19 protein-coding genes are annotated in these 18,266 nt (G+C 39.0%); 7 read left to right on the forward strand and 12 right to left on the reverse strand.

Features of this window, described 5'->3' with window-relative positions; genetic code table 11:
- Position 1 precedes the first annotated feature (1 nt).
- Entirely contained in the window at positions 2 to 1,465 is a 1,464-nt protein-coding gene (locus IV512_RS12880) for a DUF389 domain-containing protein (RefSeq protein ID WP_209403995.1), read from the forward strand.
- Between the two features lie 22 nt (positions 1,466 to 1,487).
- On the opposite strand, the gene IV512_RS12885 is transcribed toward IV512_RS12880, so the two are convergent.
- Together IV512_RS12885 and IV512_RS12890 are read right to left on the reverse strand one after the other, a co-directional pair.
- A complete protein-coding gene (locus IV512_RS12885) occupies positions 1,488 to 2,255 on the reverse strand; it encodes an ABC transporter ATP-binding protein (RefSeq protein ID WP_100869472.1) in 768 nt (255 codons plus the stop codon).
- Positions 2,252 to 2,992 carry an ABC transporter permease gene (locus IV512_RS12890; protein WP_100869471.1) on the reverse strand — a complete coding sequence of 247 codons (741 nt, stop codon included), beginning with the start codon at positions 2,990 to 2,992 and terminating at the stop codon, positions 2,252 to 2,254. Before IV512_RS12890 ends, IV512_RS12885 begins: the two co-directional genes overlap by 4 nt.
- Positions 2,993 to 3,102: 110 nt before the next feature.
- On the opposite strand from IV512_RS12890, the gene pafA reads away from it, so the two are divergent.
- Together pafA and murI are read left to right on the forward strand one after the other, a co-directional pair.
- Positions 3,103 to 4,761, forward strand: a complete 1,659-nt coding sequence (gene pafA, locus IV512_RS12895) for an alkaline phosphatase PafA (RefSeq protein WP_209403997.1) — start codon at positions 3,103 to 3,105, stop codon at positions 4,759 to 4,761.
- A gap of 9 nt (positions 4,762 to 4,770) precedes the next feature.
- Entirely contained in the window at positions 4,771 to 5,559 is a 789-nt protein-coding gene (gene murI / locus IV512_RS12900; RefSeq protein ID WP_209403999.1) for a glutamate racemase, read from the forward strand.
- A gap of 4 nt (positions 5,560 to 5,563) precedes the next feature.
- Here the strand turns inward: murI and IV512_RS12905 are convergent, their stop codons facing one another.
- Together IV512_RS12905 and IV512_RS12910 are read right to left on the reverse strand one after the other, a co-directional pair.
- Positions 5,564 to 6,046 carry a dihydrofolate reductase gene (locus tag IV512_RS12905; protein WP_209404001.1) on the reverse strand — a complete coding sequence of 161 codons (483 nt, stop codon included), beginning with the start codon at positions 6,044 to 6,046 and terminating at the stop codon, positions 5,564 to 5,566.
- Between the two features lie 78 nt (positions 6,047 to 6,124).
- Complete coding sequence (locus tag IV512_RS12910) at positions 6,125 to 6,517, reverse strand: 2TM domain-containing protein (protein WP_209404003.1); 393 nt, start codon at positions 6,515 to 6,517, stop codon at positions 6,125 to 6,127.
- Between the two features lie 68 nt (positions 6,518 to 6,585).
- Here IV512_RS12910 and IV512_RS12915 point away from each other — a divergent pair, with 68 nt between their 5' ends.
- Together IV512_RS12915 and IV512_RS12920 are read left to right on the forward strand one after the other, a co-directional pair.
- Positions 6,586 to 7,674: an aminotransferase class V-fold PLP-dependent enzyme gene (locus IV512_RS12915; RefSeq protein WP_209404005.1), complete on the forward strand. Its 1,089-nt coding sequence runs from the start codon at positions 6,586 to 6,588 to the stop codon at positions 7,672 to 7,674.
- A 170-nt stretch (positions 7,675 to 7,844) separates the two neighbouring features.
- A complete protein-coding gene (locus IV512_RS12920; protein ID WP_209404007.1) occupies positions 7,845 to 8,144 on the forward strand; it encodes an isoamylase early set domain-containing protein in 300 nt (99 codons plus the stop codon).
- 115 nt (positions 8,145 to 8,259) lie between these two features.
- On the opposite strand, the gene IV512_RS12925 is transcribed toward IV512_RS12920, so the two are convergent.
- The 3 genes from IV512_RS12925 to egtB form a co-directional block, all read right to left on the reverse strand.
- Entirely contained in the window at positions 8,260 to 8,541 is a 282-nt protein-coding gene (locus IV512_RS12925) for a DUF427 domain-containing protein (RefSeq protein WP_100869464.1), read from the reverse strand.
- A gap of 62 nt (positions 8,542 to 8,603) precedes the next feature.
- Entirely contained in the window at positions 8,604 to 9,578 is a 975-nt protein-coding gene (gene egtD, locus IV512_RS12930) for an L-histidine N(alpha)-methyltransferase (RefSeq protein WP_209404009.1), read from the reverse strand.
- A 37-nt stretch (positions 9,579 to 9,615) separates the two neighbouring features.
- Positions 9,616 to 10,776 carry an ergothioneine biosynthesis protein EgtB gene (gene egtB / locus IV512_RS12935; RefSeq protein WP_209404011.1) on the reverse strand — a complete coding sequence of 387 codons (1,161 nt, stop codon included), beginning with the start codon at positions 10,774 to 10,776 and terminating at the stop codon, positions 9,616 to 9,618.
- A gap of 153 nt (positions 10,777 to 10,929) precedes the next feature.
- Here egtB and IV512_RS12940 point away from each other — a divergent pair, with 153 nt between their 5' ends.
- A complete protein-coding gene (locus tag IV512_RS12940; RefSeq protein WP_209404013.1) occupies positions 10,930 to 11,529 on the forward strand; it encodes a DUF1080 domain-containing protein in 600 nt (199 codons plus the stop codon).
- 149 nt (positions 11,530 to 11,678) lie between these two features.
- Entirely contained in the window at positions 11,679 to 12,665 is a 987-nt protein-coding gene (locus IV512_RS12945; protein ID WP_209404015.1) for a PmoA family protein, read from the forward strand.
- Between the two features lie 65 nt (positions 12,666 to 12,730).
- Here the strand turns inward: IV512_RS12945 and IV512_RS12950 are convergent, their stop codons facing one another.
- The 5 genes from IV512_RS12950 to IV512_RS12970 all read right to left on the reverse strand — a co-directional run bounded on the left by IV512_RS12950 (position 12,731) and on the right by IV512_RS12970 (position 18,258).
- Positions 12,731 to 13,555 (reverse strand): thymidylate synthase, encoded by an 825-nt coding sequence (locus IV512_RS12950; protein ID WP_209404017.1) that lies wholly within the window; start codon positions 13,553 to 13,555, stop codon positions 12,731 to 12,733.
- A 107-nt stretch (positions 13,556 to 13,662) separates the two neighbouring features.
- Positions 13,663 to 14,208, reverse strand: coding sequence for a cupin domain-containing protein (locus IV512_RS12955; protein WP_209404019.1), 546 nt, complete (start codon positions 14,206 to 14,208; stop codon positions 13,663 to 13,665).
- 92 nt (positions 14,209 to 14,300) lie between these two features.
- Positions 14,301 to 15,104 carry a helix-turn-helix domain-containing protein gene (locus tag IV512_RS20055; RefSeq protein WP_209404021.1) on the reverse strand — a complete coding sequence of 268 codons (804 nt, stop codon included), beginning with the start codon at positions 15,102 to 15,104 and terminating at the stop codon, positions 14,301 to 14,303.
- Between the two features lie 208 nt (positions 15,105 to 15,312).
- Complete coding sequence (locus tag IV512_RS12965) at positions 15,313 to 16,797, reverse strand: BCCT family transporter (protein ID WP_209404023.1); 1,485 nt, start codon at positions 16,795 to 16,797, stop codon at positions 15,313 to 15,315.
- Between the two features lie 33 nt (positions 16,798 to 16,830).
- Complete coding sequence (locus IV512_RS12970) at positions 16,831 to 18,258, reverse strand: SDR family oxidoreductase (RefSeq protein WP_209404025.1); 1,428 nt, start codon at positions 18,256 to 18,258, stop codon at positions 16,831 to 16,833.
- Positions 18,259 to 18,266 lie beyond the last annotated feature (8 nt).

The raw sequence follows: 18,266 nt of genomic DNA on the forward strand, positions 1-18,266 counted from the left end.
TATGAAGGAAAATCTGAATCAAGATAACATAACGCCTACTGAGGAACCTAAGGAGAGTAAGGAAGCGGTTAGAAAAGATGCTAAAGGACTTTGGGAAAGCTTGCGGAAATTTACCCGTGAGTTGTTGGATATACGTACCAACACCGATCAAGAAGCGACTAAAGAAGCTATTATCGCCGATATTCCTTTTAAGGGCCACACCTCATGGATTTTGATTTGCTCGATTTTCATTGCCTCGATTGGTCTCAATGCCAATTCGACGGCGGTGGTTATCGGTGCGATGTTAATATCACCATTAATGGGGCCGATTCTTGGTTTGGGTATGTCGTTGGCCATAAATGATATCGATACGCTTCGACGTTCGATAAAGAATTTTGGGGTGATGGTGGTTTTGAGTGTACTAACCGCCTATTTGTTTTTTGAGTTTTTTCCCATTCAAGATGAGTCTTCCGAGCTTTTGGCGCGAACAGCACCGGATATTCGAGACGTTTTAATTGCATTTTTTGGTGGTTTGGCATTGGTTATCGCTCGGGCAAAAAAGGGAACGATAGCCAGTGTTATATTTGGTGTGGCGATAGCGACAGCATTAATGCCACCTCTATGTACCGTGGGTTTTGGTATTGCTATAGGTAATTTCGGTTATGCGTTCGGGGCCATGTACCTTTTTATTATCAATACGATATTTATTGCCTTGGCAACATTTTTGACCATTAAGTTGCTGAAGTTTCCAATGGTGCGTTATGCCAATTCCGCTAAAAGAAGACGTATTGCTCGAATAGCATCAATAGTGGCACTCTTGGTAATGATTCCCGCAGGATATACTTTTTATAATGTTTTTCAAGAGTCAATGTTCAAAAAACAGGCGAATGAATTTGTAAATGCTACAATCGGTAAATATCAGTTCTCAAGTGGTGGCCGTTTTTTAGATAATTTCACGAATATCGAGTATGATGAGGGTAATAAACCATTGATCGAGATTGTCTGTATGGGTAACGAAGTCATACCGGATAATGTGATAAATTCATGGAACATCATGTTAAAAGAAGATGATGATTATGGTCGACTGAGCAATACAGAACTGCATATTATTCAAGGCGGGCAAAATGAACAAGTTGATCAACTACGCTATATCAACGAATTGTACGAATCTCAGAAGAACCAAATTTCTAGCAAAGATGAGCGCATTGCTTTGCTTGAAGCAGAAGTTGGTCGATTAAAACGTTCTGAAATCAAGCAGATACCTTTTTTAGATATTAGTGCAGAGGCCAGAGCTAGTTACGAGAATCTGGTTTCACTTGAATACAGTAAAGCAGTGCGGACCGATTTCAATAAAATCGATACACTTTCTATCTTCGAGCCTACATGGAAAAATGATATTTCTTCAGCGAAAAGAGCCGAGGAAAATAAAAAGATTTTACAGTGGTTAAAAGTGAGGCTAAAAGATACTACTGTTCGATTAAGGTAAACGGTAAGATAAAGAAATCGATTTAATTACGCTCTTCGATATACATCTGTCGCACCTTTTTAAATAAATCTGAAGAATAGACAAAGTCGGTAACAGCTTCGTTATCGGTCTTAAAGATTTCTTTATTGGTGCCTTCCCAAGCTTTTAGACCATCTTTCAAGAAAATTATTTTTTTCCCGATTTCCATTACCGAGTTCATATCGTGGGTATTGATGACCGTGGTAATGTCATACTCTTCAGTAATCTCTTGAATAAGGTTGTCGATGAGAATCGCTGTTTTTGGATCGAGGCCAGAGTTGGGCTCGTCGCAGAAAAGGTATTTGGGGTTCATAACTATAGCCCTTGCTATAGCGACCCGCTTTTGCATACCCCCGGAAATCTCTGATGGAAATTTATGATGGGCTTCTACCAAATTCACCCTTTTTAAAACAAAATCAACGCGATCTTGCATTTCAGATTTAGCTTGTTTGGTAAACATTTCTAGAGGAAACCTAACGTTTCCCTCAACGGTCATAGAATCGAACAGGGCGCTTCCTTGAAACACCATACCCATTTCTTGCCGTAAATTACGCCTTTCGTCGGGCGATAAGTTTGAATAGGCCTTTCCGTCGTAACTGATCGTGCCTTCCTCAGGGGTAAAGAGTCCCAACAGGCATTTTAAGAATACTGTTTTCCCGGATCCGCTCTGCCCGATAATCAAGTTGGTCTTTCCCTTGCTAAAAGTAGTTGAAAGACCCTTTAGCACGTGGGCTTCTCCAAATGATTTATGTATATCGTTTACTTCTATCATGTTACTAATAAGAGTTGTGTCAATAGACCGTTAATAAGAACGATTACAATACTGGTCCACACGAAAGATGTAGTGCTGGCCTTACCCACATCTAATGCGCCACCTTTCATGTAAAACCCATGAAAAGAAGGTATGGTGGCTAGAATAAACGAAAATACAAGAGTTTTTATAAATGCATATGTAACATGAAACGGTATAAAATCAAGCGTAATACCCTCTACAAAATCGGCACTTGTGGTATGGCCACCATAAGTGGCTGCCAACCAACCGCCAAATATACCTACGAACATAGAAACTACGATAATGAAAGGGTAAAGCAACAACGCCACAATTTTTGGAAAAACAAGATAATTAAGAGCATTGACCCCCATAACTTCAAGGGCATCGATTTGTTCGGTAACTCGCATAGTGCCGATACTCGATGTAATGTAAGAACCTACTTTGCCGGCCATTATAATCGAGCAGAATGTGGGTGCAAATTCTAGAATAATCGATTGTCTTGTGGCAAAACCCACCAAATTCTTGGGAATAATTTCACTGGTAAGGTTCACCGCGGTCTGAATGGCAACAACAGCTCCAATAAAAAAAGAGATAAATATGATGATACCTAAAGAGCCGAAAATCAACTCATCTATCTCTTTCAGAATCAGCGATTTCATGATACGCCATTTTGTGGGCTTTTTGAAGACCTCTTTTATCATTATGGCATAGCTGCCAATCGATGCAACGTAGTTCATAGACACAAAATCGTTTCTGAAGGTAAAAATAACAATAAGGAATTGATTTAACTTCTATTTAAAGTTTAAAGGAGGAATTTATTTACTTTTGCCCCTATTAAAATCAAACTATGACCAAGACCTATTTCACCCTATTTTCATTAGCATTTTGTTTTATTTTTTCAACTTTTGAGAGTTCCGCTCAACGTAAGGATAAAATGGAGACCGCACCTTTAAAAACGGCCCCGAAGTTAGTGGTAGGTATTGTGGTAGACCAAATGCGTTATGACTACCTTACCCGTTTTTGGAATCATTATGGCAATGATGGTTTTAAGCGATTGGTCGAAGAAGGTTTTAATTGCAAAAACAATCATTACAATTATGCACCCACGAGTACAGGGCCCGGTCATGCTTCGGTCTATACGGGCACAACACCTGCAACTCACGGAATTATCGGTAACAATTGGTATGATAAAGTATCTGACGCAAGTGTTTACTGTGCTTCTGATGATTCATACACTTCTGTAGGCACGTCAACCGATGCCGGGCAAATGTCGCCGCACCGAATGACCGTTACCACAATTACAGATGAATTACGTTTGCATACACAGATGCGGGGCAAGACCATCGCAATCGCCTTAAAAGATAGAGGGGCGGTTTTGCCGGGCGGGCATACAGCTAATGCAGCATATTGGTTCGATGCCGGAAAATGGATTACAAGTTCGTATTATATGGATCAGCTACCAAAATGGGTGCAAGATTTAAACTCGTCGAATAAATTGGCGAAATATAAAAAGCCATGGGATACGCTCAAAAAGATGAAAGACTATGTAGAGAGTGGCACAGACAATAATAATTATGAAGGACTTTTTGAAGGCGAAACTTCTCCGGTATTTCCACATGACCTGCCTAAACTCTGGGACGAAAATGGAGGATATAATCTTTTAAAAGCGACACCTTTCGGTAACAGTCTAACTACCGATTTTGCAATCGAAGCAGTAGATAATGAAAACCTGGGGGCCGATGCAATTACCGATTTCTTGGCGGTGAGTTATTCAAGCACCGATTATGTAGGTCATAAATACGGAGTAAACTCTAAGGAAGTTCAAGATACATATTTACGGTTAGATGAAGATTTGGCCCGATTGTTCAAAGAGCTGGATAATAAAGTAGGAAAAAATGAGTACACCGTCTTTTTGACTGCAGACCATGCAGCGATTGAAGTGCCAGCGTACTTAAAAGACCAGAAGATACCAGCGGAGTATCTTGAGTGGAATGAAATGGATACCGAGTTCAATCAGTTCTTGGAGTTTACATTTGGTACAACAGAGATTATTAAAGAATTTTCTAATTATCAATACTTTCTAAATCACGATGTCATAAAAAACCTTGAGCTGAATACGCAAGAAGTTCAAGAAACCATAGCCAAAGAATTAATGAATTATACGGGTGTAGATCGTACCTATACCGCCTATCAAATGTGGCAGAACAATTATACACATGGCATTCCCTATATTTTACAGAACGGGTATAATCAAAAACGCTCCGGTGATGTTCTGGTTGTTTTGAAGCCCGGTACCATTAGCTATTCTAAAACGGGCTCTACCCACGGATCGCCACAAATTTATGACACACATGTACCTTTTCTATTGTACGGTAAAGGGGTGAAAAAGGGTAGTACTGTTGAAAGAACTGAAATCGCCGATATCGCACCGACTTTGGCCGTTTTGTTGGGTATATCTTTTCCGAACGGCGCTACTGGAACTCCAGTTTCGCAGGCTATTGATTAACTTATAAATATGAAAGGCAGTCCGGTAGGTATTTTTGATTCAGGCGTTGGAGGAACTTCAATTTGGAAGGAAATTCATCAACTTATGCCTAACGAGAATACAATATACCTGGCCGATAGCAAGAATGCTCCCTACGGTGAGAAATCCGAAAAGGAAATACTTCAATTAAGTATTAAGAATACCCAAGTGCTTCTAGAAAAGGGGTGTAAAATTATCGTGGTAGCCTGTAATACTGCGACTACCAATGCTATTGATTTTTTAAGGGCAAATTTTGAAGTTCCTTTTATTGGCATAGAGCCGGCCATTAAACCTGCGGCGTTACAATCACGTTCAAAAACTGTGGGGGTATTGGCTACCAAAGGTACGTTGACCAGTAAGTTGTTTCATAGCACATCTGAAAATCACGCTCGGGGTATTACAATTATTGAACGAGAAGGTACCGGTCTTGTGCCTCTGATCGAACAGGGTAAAACAGGTTCTGAGGAGGTTGAGGTTCTTTTGCGACAATATCTAAGGCCCATGCTGGATCAAGGTATCGATTATTTGGTTTTAGGCTGTACGCATTATCCGTACTTGATTCCAGTATTAAAAAAAATGCTACCCGATACGGTACAAATAATTGATTCAGGGCAGGCGGTTGCACGTCAGACCAAAGCCATACTGCAAAAAAATGATATGCTTAATACCTCGAATTTGCCAGGTAAGCATCAATTTTACACCAATGGTGATTCGCAAATCATGAAAAGTTTCCTAAAAGATGTCGGAGTTGATTTTTCAGTAGAAACGAAAAGTTTCTGACCACTTATTTTCTCTGGTAAGTTAAGTAAGTGAAGGCATATTTATGTCGCTCATCCTCAGGGTGAAATTCCTCTTGTACCAATTCCCAATCCGCAGTATTCAACTCAGGAAAAAAAGTATCGGCTTCCTCAAAGGTTCCATGAATCCGGGTAAGCTCTATTTTGTTGGAAAAAGATTCTCCGATATTATAAATTTCACCTCCGCCGATAATATAAGTTAACGAATGGTCTTGAGTTAGCCCTAAGGCCTCTTCCATCGAATGAACCACTACACAATTTTCATGGGCAATAGTGTATGATGTATCTCTTGTGATTACAATATGCTTCCGGTTCGGCAACGGTTTGGGGAAGCTTTCATAGGTTTTTCTTCCCATAATCATCGGATGGCCCGTTGTCAGCTTTTTAAAACGTTTAAAATCGTCGGGTAGGTGCCAAAGCAAGTCGTTGTCTTTGCCTAATGCATTATCTTCGGCTGCGGCAGCTATCATACAAATGGTATTCACTACTAATACTGTTTTTAAGTTGATATATCTGAGAACAAAAAATAGACCAATTTTTTGTAACGATTAAGGTTCGATCTCTTTTTTGTTCACCTTAGATAATGGGAAATCCGTTTCTATTTCTTTTTGCAGTTCTGCGATACGCCTCTTCTGTTTGGCCACTAGTTTCTCACGCTGACTGCGTTCCCATTGGGCGCCCATGAACTTTTGGGTTATAAAGACATTGAATACATGAATGGCAAAAAGAAACCCCCAAAAAGTAATGGCCCAAATGAACCAATCGTAAGTTGCCCAATAGTTGAGTATTTTATTGATGAAAATCAAAAAAACACTACCTATAAGAAAGATCACAAAGTGAGCGTAAAGCCGTTTTTTCTGTTTAATTCTAGTTTGTGCATTCTCGAGCAGAACATGCTGTTCCAGTTCGACCTCCGATTTATTTTTATTCTTTGCAAACATGTGAATGGCTATCTTTGAAAAGGTGCTTGTAACAAAGATACGTCAATTGCCATTTACCGAATAGAACTATGGAAAACACACGAAAACATTTTCCCGTACTGAGCCAATACCTTTATGCCAATACGGCCTCTACTGGTCTTTTGAGTGAACAGTTGATGACATGGCGTCAAGAGCATGACCTAGATTACTTAATTGGGGGCAGCCTAATGAAAATTAAGTCTGTGCAAGAATTGTTACCCCAGGTTAGAGCTACCGTTGCTAAATTCTTCAAGTGTGCCGAAGACAATACCGCATTGGTGCAGAATTTCAGCTTGGGCTTGAATATGATGTTAGAAGGACTTGAAGAAAATCAAAATGTTCTTTTGGTCGAGAATGATTACCCATCGGTCAATTGGCCTTTTGAATGTCGTAAACACCATATTTCATACGCGGCGCTAGATGAAAATTTAGAGCAGAATATTTATGAAAAGCTCAAAACCGATAATATTTCAATTTTGGCTTTGAGTTTGGTGCAGTGGGCGACCGGTATCAAAATAGATTTTAATTTCTTAAGAGATATAAAGAAGGAGTATCCTGAATTGATAATTATAGCCGATGGTACACAATTCTGCGGTACCGTCGATTTCAATTTTGAAGAATCTCCTATAGACATACTAGGGTCAAGTGCCTATAAGTGGTTGCTCTCCGGATATGGTAATGGTTTTATGCTATTTAAAAATGAAGTGAAAGATAGATTTAATTTGAACACGGTAGGCTTTAACGCATCAAACCATAATCTTCAAAGTAGAGATAACATACCATTCAATAAACATTTCGAACCTGGTCATTTAGATACACTGAACTTCGGAAGCCTTAAATTTTCTTTAGAATATTTAGAAGGGTTAGGCATGGCCGAAATCGAAAATCACTTGCAGCATTTATCTAAAAAAGCTAAAAAAGCATTTACAGATTTACATCTTTTGGACAAAGCGACAGTGGAGAGAAATGACCACAGCACCATTTTTAATATAAAAGGGGATGATGCTCTTTATCAAAAACTTACGGAACAAGGAGTGCTTTGCTCTCAACGTGGAGCAGGAATTCGTTTTAGTTTTCATTTTTACAATACTGAAGCGGAAATTGATAAGCTGGTAAAAATTTTAAGTTCAGCTACTTAACTTGTATAAACAAAAAATACCATGGGTTTTTTTTACATGAGATAATTAAATGTTATCTTATAATTGCGAAAATGATAAAAATACCTTGATCATTGTAAATGAGGTTATTAATACGTTAGTTTTGCGCAAACGTAACAGTGAAAATCTATCAATAATTAAAATAATTAAATATGGCAATTTCAAAACAATATTTAAAGACAAGGCCAGTATGTAAAGTAACCTTCACAGTACCTGCAGAAGAAGCTGCAAAAGTTGCTGTTGTTGGAGATTTCAACAATTGGAAGGCGAACAAAGCTAGCTCATTGAAAAAATTGAAGAATGGTAGCTTTAAAGGTACTTTAGAATTACCCAAAGAATCTTCTTATGAGTTCAAGTATATCATCGATGGCAACTATGTTAATGAAACGGAGGCCGATGGTTATAAGTGGAACGATTATGCCGGAGGTGAAAATGCGCTTCTTGAGCTTTAATAGCTAGTCAAAAGCTTAGAAATATGAAAGCCGGCTTCGTTTTGAAAACGTTACCGGCTTTTATTTTGTATTATTTAAATTATCTAGCAGCTTCTACTGTTCGTTAGTAGGAGCTTTATGGCTCAATTTTCACCCCTTTCCAAAAGGCAACCCTGCCTTTAATGTCTTTGGCAAGCTCACTTACTTCGGGGTAGTACCATGCTGCATCTTTGTTTATTTTTCCGTTGATCTCTATGGTATAATACGAAGCTACACCTTTCCACGGGCAGGTCGTATGACTGGTACTTTCTTTAAAATATTGCTTATCTATACTTTCAGCAGGAAAATAGTGATTGTTCTCAATTACTAATGTATCATCGCTCTCCGCGATTACAGTATCGTTCCAAATAGCTTTCATTTTCCGGTTGTTTAATTTACCATAAGAGTTATGTCGTTAAAAGTATTTGAAACTTACCCGCTTTAACGGGCGGTACGTAGTACATAGTTTTTGTAATAGTTGTTTTTGTCCGCATATTGTTCGTAAATCTCGAAACCTGATTGTTCGGCCAACCATTTGACGGTCGCATCATCGTATTTCTGTGATATTTCTGTATGTATCGTTTCCCAAGGGGAAAATGATATTTCAAGATTAAGTTTTTCAATTCTTACTGTTTGGGCAATCTCAGAGACCAAAAAGCTCTTGGCGGTACCAGTTTCAGGGTCGTAGACTTCCCAGTGTCTGAATGCACCTAAATCGAAGTTGGCATCAAGCTCAGAATTTATTCTAGCAAGAATATTTTTATTGAACTTGGCGGTAATGCCGGCTTTGTCGTTATATGCATCTAAAATGGTCTGCGGATTCTTTTTTAAATCGCATCCTAAAAATAAAAAATCATTTTTGTGCATCAACTCTTGCACACTTTTAAGAAACTCAATAGCCTGTTTATGTAGAAGATTACCAATATTCGAACCCAAAAAAAGTATGACTTTTCGAGTTCCATTTTCATCGTTTATTTCCTTCAAGGCCTCGAAATAGGTACCTTGTTTAGGTACTGTGTTAATCTGGGGAAGTTCTTCCGATAATGATTTTTTCAGTCCGTTTAGTACACTTTGACTAATATCGATAGGTTGGTACTTAAATTTATAATTTTGATCAGAAAAGTATTTTAAAAGAATTTTGGTCTTTTTCCCATCACCCGCACCCAGCTCGATAAGCTTGAAAGGTTTGTTATCAGAAGAAAAAAGTGTGCCGATTTCAGATTGGTATTGGGTGAGAATATCAAACTCACAATCGGTAAGGTAGTATTCTGGCATCTTCATGATGGCCTGAAAAAGGGCATCTCCCTTTTCATCATAAAAATACTTTGACGATAAATGTTTCGGAAAATCAGTTAGGCCTTGGCGTATCTCTTTTTCAAATTGTGTTTCAATAGTAGGGGTGATAGTTTCTTGCATGATAATATAGTCGAGTTGAGCAAATAAAACACACAGTCTAATGTGCCAAGCGAAAGCCTGTAAATTGCCACCTTAAAGAAGGTTGGAAAAAATTGCGATAGGTATGTCTTGTATGTTTTTTAGATGTAGCTACCGAAGCGCCACGAAGTACTTTTTGATTGACCATGAATTTACCGTTGTATTCACCAAGTGCTCCCTCTGCTTTTTGATAGTTGGGGTAAGGTAGGTAGGCGCTTTCTGTCCATTCCCATCTCTTTCCCCAAGGGAAGTATTTCTGAGCCGTTTCCCATTCAAATTCGGTAGGCAATCTATAACCTTTCCATTGGGCATAGGCAAAAGCTTCATAGTAAGAGATATGTGTTACTGGGGCTTCGGGGTTCACCTTTTGTAATCCGTTCAGGGTATAGTAGAACCATTCACCATCAATATTATGCCAATATAGCGGTGATTTGATATTATTTTGATTGACCCAATCCCAACCTTCGGCATGCCAAAGTTGAAAGTTATTATATCCACCTGCTGAAATAAAGGCTATAAACTCAGCATTGGTCACTAATTTATTTGAAATTTCAAAAGGTTGAAGATAGACCTTATGTCTGCCTAGTTCATTATCGTAACAGAAATCTTCCGAATCATGCCCGATTTCATAGATACCCTCGACCACCGGTATCCAATCTTGCTCGTGATTTTCAACCACATGTTCCTCGAAATTTTCTGAATAAATAGGCAATAACGGGTTATTACCCAAAATATACTTGATGTCGGTAATCAATAACTCTTGATGTTGCTTTTCATGGTGTATTCCGATCTCAAGTAAATCATTCAGATGTCGATTCTGTCCGTCAGCAAATAATCTATTAATCGCATCGGTAACATATGACCGGTATTCATAAACTTTCTCTACCGAGGGTCTCGATAGATTACCTCGGTCTGAACGTATTACTCGTTTGCCTACGGTCTCATAATAGCTATTGAATACGAAAGCGAAGTCGTCTGAGAATAATCTGTAATTCTCTGCATGAGGTTTCAGTATAAATTCTTCGAAAAACCAGGTCGAATGACCCAAATGCCATTTCGGAGGAGAAACATCGACAATGGGTTGAACCACATAGTCTTCAATCTCTAAAGGTTGGCAAATATGCTCTGTATGTTGTCGGGTCTCCAGAAAAAAATCTAAGAGTGTATCGGTAAGTATCATCTGCGATTTAATTACCTTTTAAAGATACGTAATATGATGTTTTCAAAATTATCGCATATAATCTTTAGGTTAACGCAAATAATAGGGGCGTGTGATTAAGAATAACAAATAATTGTCTATTTTCATGGCATAATCAACACTAAAACTTAAAAGATGAAAAGAAAGATTTGGTTGTTGCTGGCACTGATTTTGAGTGCGTCGCAATATACCTATGCACAAGAGGTCAAACTTAAAAAAGCCTTCAATGGTAAAAATTTAAAAGGTTGGGTCGAGCCTGAAAATAATATTTGGTGGTCTGTCAATGACGGCGTGCTGTTTGCCAAAAGTGACCCTGAAAAAACGGGCTCTATTTTATGGACCGATAAAAACTATAACGATTTCGTAGTGGAAACTGATTTTCTTTATGGCGAAGGTACCGTTGATACAGGAATTTTCTTAAGAGAGGAAGCGCAGCAGATTCAGATGGGTATTTCCGGCTCTTTAAAACGAGATATGACAGGTTCACCATATATTGTCGGCAAAGGCTATCCTGTAGAAGCTGAGGGTGTGGCCGATATATTAAAACCGAACGAGTGGAACACGATTAAAATCAAAGTGGTCGATAATGTATACACGGTCTGGCTAAATAATCAAGAAGTGGTTACCTACGAGGCTTCAGATGTGCCCGAAGAAGGCCCAATAGGTTTGCAATTACACCCAGGACGTGATATGACCACAAGCTTCCGGAATATAAAAATTGCCAGTCTCAACTAATGTTGTTAACAATAATCAACTACAAACTATATATAGAAATGATTTCAGGTTCTCTAAAATTTCGCACTGTTGTGCAAACGATTACATTATGCTTTGCTATATGTTTAATTTCCTGTAAAGAGGAACCCAAAAAAGATGAAACGACAGCTATGTCAGAAGATGCCGATAAAAGAATTAAACTGGTAAAGAATGAAGCCGATAAAATGGTTGAGGTTATGATCGATGGCAAGTTGTTCACCGCATACCGATATCCTGAGAATATTAAAAAACCGGTGCTCTATCCTTTAGTAACACCTGCGGGTACCAAAATTACCCGTAAGTTCCCATTAGAACCTTCAACGGGCGAGCGGGTAGACCACCCGCATCATGTTGGGGTCTGGTTCAATTACGGTGAAGTGAACGGACTTGATTTTTGGAATAACTCCGACTCGATAAAGGTTGAAGATCGTGCTAAGTATGGCACCATAGTTCATAAGAGTATTGAGGCCACAGAAGATGGTGATGACCAAGCTAGCCTAAAGGTTACAATGGATTGGGAAGCACCTGATGGGAAAATTTTACTCAAAGAAAATACCACTTTTGTCTTTAAAGGAAAAGATTCGGTATACACTATTGATAGAATTACGACACTTACGGCAGCTTCTGAAGATGTCTTGTTCAAAGATAATAAAGAGGGTATGTTGGGTATACGAGTAACTAGAGCTTTAGAGCTGCCTTCAGATAAACCATCTATTTTCACAGATGCCAACGGAAACCCTACACCCGTGGAAAAACTCAATAACGAAGGTGTTAATGGTAAATACGTAAATGCCGATGGTATTGAAGGGTTGGATACTTGGGGCAAACGTTCGAATTGGGTAAATCTTTTCTCGAATATTGAAGACGAAAAAATAGCCTTAGCTATTATCGACCACAAATCAAATGTGGGATACCCTACGTATTGGCACTCTAGGGGTTACGGTCTTTTTGCTGCCAACCCTTTAGGGCAAGAAGTGTTCAGTGAGGGTGCCGAAAGCTTGAATTTTAAGTTGGATAAAGGTGATAGTACCACCTTCAAACATCGTATTGTAGTAGCCAATGGAGAATTGAATCAAGAAGATTTGAACGTAATGTTTTTAAAGTTTTCAGAACAATAAATAAAATCCGGATATAGCATCGATTTTAGCTATATCCGTATTTTTTTTGTCTTGGGATTATTGTTCTAGACCGCTACAATACCCTTTATATGGGGGTGCGGATTGTAGTCGACCAATGTAAAGTCTTCAAATTTAAAGTCGAATATATCTTTAATCTCAGGATTAAGAATCATTTTTGGTAAAGGCCTCGGCTCTCTGCTTAATTGCAGTTCTACCTGCTCCATATGATTGTTGTAGATATGGGCATCTCCAAAAGTATGAACGAAATCACCGGCCTCATAACCGCAAACTTGCGCCATCATCATAGTGAAAAGTGCATAGGAGGCTATGTTAAAGGGCACGCCTAAAAAAATGTCGGCGCTTCTTTGGTACAATTGGCACGAAAGCTTACCGTCTGCAACATAAAATTGGAAAAAGGTATGGCAAGGGGGTAAGGCCGCTTTACCATTGGCAACATTTTCTGAGAAAGATTTTGAAGTATCCGGTAACACGCTAGGGTTCCAAGCAGACACCAACATTCTTCTACTGTTCGGATTGGTTTTTAAAGAATGGATAACCTCTTTTATTTGGTCGATTTCATCGTCGTTCCAGTTACGCCATTGGTGACCATACACTGGGCCGAGGTCGCCATTATCATCTGCCCACTCGTTCCAGATACGAACACCATTCTCTTGAAGGTAGCCTATATTGGTATCGCCTTTCAAAAACCATAAAAGTTCGTAAATAATAGATTTTAGATGCAATTTTTTCGTGGTGACCATGGGGAAACCCTTGCTGAGGTCAAAGCGCATCTGGTAGCCAAAAACACTTTTGGTACCGGTACCCGTACGGTCACCTTTTTGGTTACCACTTTCGAGCACATGTTGAAGTAAATCGTGATATTGTTTCATCGTAAACGTAAAAGTAAAAGTTTACTCGATGAAGGTCAAAACGATTGTTGATGAGTTATTATAATTTATTAACGGGGGAAGTAGTAGGTCAGTTAGAAAAGCATGCTTTAGACAAAGTTGACCCCATGGCTTGCGCATATTTCGGCGACTTTGGCAAAATCAGGGGGTCCTTCAGGTAAGTCGGAAAGTTCTTGAAACATTTTTTCGATACCTGCTGGAAATGCACTGGTAATCATTTTAGCTTTTTCACTACCGACCACCATCCATGAATGAGGCAAGTTTTTTGGAGCAAAAGCAATATCACCTGCTTTCAGAATAGTTGTTTTGCCATCTACCATGATTTCAACTTCCCCTTTAATTACCCTAAAAATTTCGTCCTCTTTCGTATGAACATGCGGTGGAATACCAACTCCGGGTTCGACATCGTCGACCCACTCAACAATTTGGTTTCCAGTATCGCTTCCTGCTAGTTTATGGGTTTGTATATCTCCGATAACATTGAGCAATTCTCCCTCCTGATCTCTAATTATCTTAGAACTCAGGTCGGTGTGGGCATTCAGATTTTCAGTTAAGTTTTGACATGAGCCGAAACCAGGTACAAGGGTTAGCCCAAGGCCTAAGCTCGTGGTGCGAATAAATTTCTTTCTATCCATTTTGTAAATTTTAATGTTCTAGGGCAAGATATGGATAGAACGATATTGCAATGTTTTGAGAAATACGGTAATACCCTAGAATTTCCGAACGGTTACTCCCTTCTTAACTGTGTAGGTGTTATACCTGTATGTTTTTTCACAAAAGAGCTAAAGTAGTCAGGAGAGGAGAAACCTAGCTTAAATGCGATTTCCTTTATGACCAAATCAGAGAATTTTAATTGATGTCTAGAGCGCATTATCAATTGTTCATCTATAAGATGTTTGGCATTTACCCCGAGTACATCCTTAACACATTCATTCAAATATTTATCGGAGATATGAAGCATGTCGGCATAATCACTTATTCTGTGATGGCTACAGATACGCTCGTCAATGAGTCTTTTGAATTTGTAAACCAACGCCGACTTTGAATTGTTATCGGTAATGGTGGTTTTAATATTGCACTTACCATCACAGTAAACAAAAAAAGTATGTAACAGCGCCAATATAGCTTCTTCTCGATTTTTCAAATTGGTGCTGACCAGTTCGTCTATCATTTCAACTATAGATTGAACTCGTTTTTCAATACCCGGGGCCAAGGTAATCTTCGGTATTTCGCTGTCGCCAAAGAGTCGCACTTCGGTTATATGTAGATTTTTAAAGGTAGGGTTTTCAAGAATTGATTTTGGCAAATAAAGAACATAGCCAGAAGAACTCTCGACACATCGATTAGTTATGGTCCAATTATAGTTGGGTTGCAAGAAGAAAATGGAATTCGAAATGTCTATAAATTTTGTTTGATTGATTTCTATGGAACTTACACCATCTTTGATCCAGCAAACGGAGTAATATTCCCCATCTGATATAGATGATATTTTTTGACTTATCCTAGAAATTTTTACATCTGCATTTTTCACTTACTATAACTTATTCCGATTGTGAAACTAGGCGGGGAAGATTACTTTATCTCAACTAAATATAAGAAATAAGTATTTGATGTAATTATACCGGTAAAAAATAAAATCTTACACTTTTAGAATACATGGTCTAAGATTGTGTTTTGTGTCATTCAACACATTTGAGATGTTGGAATAAATATTGAAATCGCCTACCTGGGTATGTAAACTATGCCTTATTCCTGCTTTTAATTCCCATCAAAAAAGAAAATGCCATGAACACCATAAAAAGAGCAAAGGGCAACGAGGTAATTACCAGCAGTTTTTGAACTGCGGTGAGCACATCGATATCGGGTTTGGCGCTACCCAAAAGAAGAAGGGCGATAGTGGCCATTAGAATAAAGACCGACCAGATAAGTCTGTACTTCTTGCTTGGGTTCTTTTTGCCCCGATCGGTAAACATGCTGAGTACAAAAACTGCAGAATCTACCGAAGTGACCAAAAAACTGATCAGTAAAAAAAGGGTCGTAAAGTTGAGTACCGTGGCCATAGGATAATTTTCAAAGAATACAAATATTGAAGTGAATACATTGGCAAACCTCTCGTCATAGGTTTCCATAGATTCGATGATTTGAAATGATGATTCACCGAAAACCGAGAACCAAAAGAAGGTTCCCAGAGATGGTATGATCAAAACACCTAATAATAACTGTCTTAAGGTTCTACCTTTCGAAATTCGCGCTATAAAGATTCCTGTAAATGGAGCCCAGGCCAACCAGAAAGCCCAGTAATAAAAGGTCCAATCTGTTAAAAAAGCAATACTGGGGTCGTACCTTTCCCAGGCTAAACTCATAGGTATAAAGTCAATTAGGTACTGCCATGTCGCCGTTAGAAATGCGAGTAAAATGGCACTGGTATCACTATTTATAAATATGAACAGCAATATGGCTACAGTAATTAAAATATTGAGTTTAGAGATGACTTTTATACCCTTATTGACTCCCTGCCAAGCTGAAACGAAGGCAATTGCGGAAACTAATGTGGTCAACAACAAGGTTGAAATCAACCCCAAATCGGTCTTAAAAACATGATTCAGCCCTCCGTTGATTTGCGTCGTGCCCAGGCCGATTGCGGCAATCAGGCCGAACACAGTAGTAATTACTGTCATGACATCTATACCAATTAGAGCCGTAGGGCTTTTGATGTTATCTTCGATTGTAGAGCTAACCAATACTCTTTTCTTTCGTACAAAGAGGGCGTAACCGACTACCATGGCAAATAGCCCGTAAAAGGCCCAAGCAGTAAAGCCCCACTGATAAAAAGTAAATTCGAGAGCCAGGGTTTCTGGTGAAAGTTTAGAAGGGTAAGGTGGATTCTGCTGCATGAAGACGGGTTCTTGAACCGCTCGCAGAAGTATGCCAGCCCCCATACCGGCACTATAGAGCATGGCCGTCCAGGCCCAAAGGCTGTGCTCGGGTCTTGAATTTTTCTTTCCTAATTTTATTTTACCGAGGGGAGAAAATGCTATGCCCAATAATAAAAGTACGCAGCCGAGGCCTAGATAAAGATAGAAATATCCAAAATAGTTACGTACCCAAATGGAAGCGATTTCTATGGCTTCATAACTGCTTTCGGTCGCTAAAAATACCCAAAGCGTAAACAGAAAAATAAAACCAATGGAAAGGGCTAGTAAAGGGTTTTTGAATATTTTCATTTTTGGTATTTGAACCTTTTACTAGAATCGATTTTATGTACTTCGTGCAATATTGCGAATCATACCACCGAAGATAAAATAATGAAAAGGAACAATACTGTACCAATATAAACGTCCCTTTAGGCCCCTTGGTCGAAATGTGGCAGTTTGATGTAGAATTTGGTCATCATCAATTTTAAATTCTAACCATGCCTCGCCAGGTAATTTCATTTCTGCAAAGAGTAATAGGCGTTTAGCCTCTTTATCGGCTAATAGAACACGCCAAAAATCAAGCGAATCACCGGCAAAAAGTTTGTTGGGGTGCGTTCTTCCACGTCGTAATCCCACACCTCCGGAGAGCTTGTCTAAAAATCCCCGTATTTTCCAGAGCCAATTACCGTAATACCACCCTGTTTCGCCGCCGATTCTCCAGATGTTCTCTAGTACTCCTGTGGGGTCTTCAACCTTAATTTTTTGGTGGTCGGTTAAAACTCCATATTTAGGCACCTGAATGTATTTTTCAAGGTCTTTTTTAAAACGGCCACTGATCATGCTATCTTTCCAACTGCTTATGACCAAATTTTGTTCTATTTTTTTGAAGGCCATATCAATGGCTTCGCTATAGGTATGTGGCTGAATATTCAGAATTTCTTGAAGTCTTTTGTCTTTAGCGATTACCTCTATTTTCATACTGTCGACGAGGTTCATGGCCAATTTGTACGAGGTAGAGGTTACGAAATATAGCCAATAGCTCGATAGTTTAGGTGTCATCACGGGCACGGTAAAAATCCAATTTTTGAACCCTCGGGCTTCAGCATACTTTTCAAGCATTTCTTTATAGCTTAGCACATCGGGTCCGGCTATGTCAAAAGAATCTTCATAGGTGTCTTTGTTCCCCAAAACACCGGTTAGAAAAGTAATGATGTCTCGAATGGCAATGGGCTGTGTTTTGGTCAATACCCATTTGGGCGTAATCATAACAGGTAATTTTTCGCACAGATCACGAATAATTTCGAAACTGGAACTTCCTGAACCGACTATGATACCTGCCCTTAATACGGTGAGTTTAAAGGGGCCTTCATATAAAATGTTCTCAACGTTTTTTCTTGATTGTAAGTGTTTTGAAAGCTGCTCTTCATTGACGATTCCACTGAGGTATATAACCTGGTTTACTTTGGTTTGGCCCATATAGGTGTTAAAATTCCGAGCGGTTTTTGCTTCCAGTTCATCGAAGGCGTCGGTAGAGGCACTCATCGAATGTATTAGAAAGTATGCGGCATCAATGTCTTTAGGAATCTTGTCTGGTTCGACTTCCTTCAGAAAATCAATTTCCACAACCTCTATTTGAGACCGCATTTCTTTCGTAATCGAAAAACGGCCCTCATCGCGAACAGTACAGAGAACTTGATGGCCATCCTCTAACAATTGGGGAAGCAAACGCATTCCGATATAGCCATTCGCCCCTGTAAGTAATATCTTCATTCGATGTA

It is taken from the genome of Pseudozobellia sp. WGM2 (assembly GCF_017810075.1).
Classification (GTDB): Bacteria; Bacteroidota; Bacteroidia; order Flavobacteriales; family Flavobacteriaceae; genus JADNYK01.

Bases quoted from the DNA above. Each gene is read 5' to 3' on its own strand.
- IV512_RS12880 (WP_209403995.1), top strand. From the start codon at position 2: ATGAAGGAAAATCTGAATCAAGATAACATAACGCCTACTGAGGAACCT.
- IV512_RS12885 (WP_100869472.1), bottom strand. From the start codon at position 2,255: ATGATAGAAGTAAACGATATACATAAATCATTTGGAGAAGCCCACGTG.
- IV512_RS12890 (WP_100869471.1), bottom strand. From the start codon at position 2,992: ATGAACTACGTTGCATCGATTGGCAGCTATGCCATAATGATAAAAGAG.
- pafA (WP_209403997.1), top strand. From the start codon at position 3,103: ATGACCAAGACCTATTTCACCCTATTTTCATTAGCATTTTGTTTTATT.
- murI (WP_209403999.1), top strand. From the start codon at position 4,771: ATGAAAGGCAGTCCGGTAGGTATTTTTGATTCAGGCGTTGGAGGAACT.
- IV512_RS12905 (WP_209404001.1), bottom strand. From the start codon at position 6,046: ATGATAGCTGCCGCAGCCGAAGATAATGCATTAGGCAAAGACAACGAC.
- IV512_RS12910 (WP_209404003.1), bottom strand. From the start codon at position 6,517: ATGTTTGCAAAGAATAAAAATAAATCGGAGGTCGAACTGGAACAGCAT.
- IV512_RS12915 (WP_209404005.1), top strand. From the start codon at position 6,586: ATGGAAAACACACGAAAACATTTTCCCGTACTGAGCCAATACCTTTAT.
- IV512_RS12920 (WP_209404007.1), top strand. From the start codon at position 7,845: ATGGCAATTTCAAAACAATATTTAAAGACAAGGCCAGTATGTAAAGTA.
- IV512_RS12925 (WP_100869464.1), bottom strand. From the start codon at position 8,541: ATGAAAGCTATTTGGAACGATACTGTAATCGCGGAGAGCGATGATACA.
- egtD (WP_209404009.1), bottom strand. From the start codon at position 9,578: ATGCAAGAAACTATCACCCCTACTATTGAAACACAATTTGAAAAAGAG.
- egtB (WP_209404011.1), bottom strand. From the start codon at position 10,776: ATGATACTTACCGATACACTCTTAGATTTTTTTCTGGAGACCCGACAA.
- IV512_RS12940 (WP_209404013.1), top strand. From the start codon at position 10,930: ATGAAAAGAAAGATTTGGTTGTTGCTGGCACTGATTTTGAGTGCGTCG.
- IV512_RS12945 (WP_209404015.1), top strand. From the start codon at position 11,679: ATGTCAGAAGATGCCGATAAAAGAATTAAACTGGTAAAGAATGAAGCC.
- IV512_RS12950 (WP_209404017.1), bottom strand. From the start codon at position 13,555: ATGAAACAATATCACGATTTACTTCAACATGTGCTCGAAAGTGGTAAC.
- IV512_RS12955 (WP_209404019.1), bottom strand. From the start codon at position 14,208: ATGGATAGAAAGAAATTTATTCGCACCACGAGCTTAGGCCTTGGGCTA.
- IV512_RS12965 (WP_209404023.1), bottom strand. From the start codon at position 16,797: ATGAAAATATTCAAAAACCCTTTACTAGCCCTTTCCATTGGTTTTATT.
- IV512_RS12970 (WP_209404025.1), bottom strand. From the start codon at position 18,258: ATGAAGATATTACTTACAGGGGCGAATGGCTATATCGGAATGCGTTTG.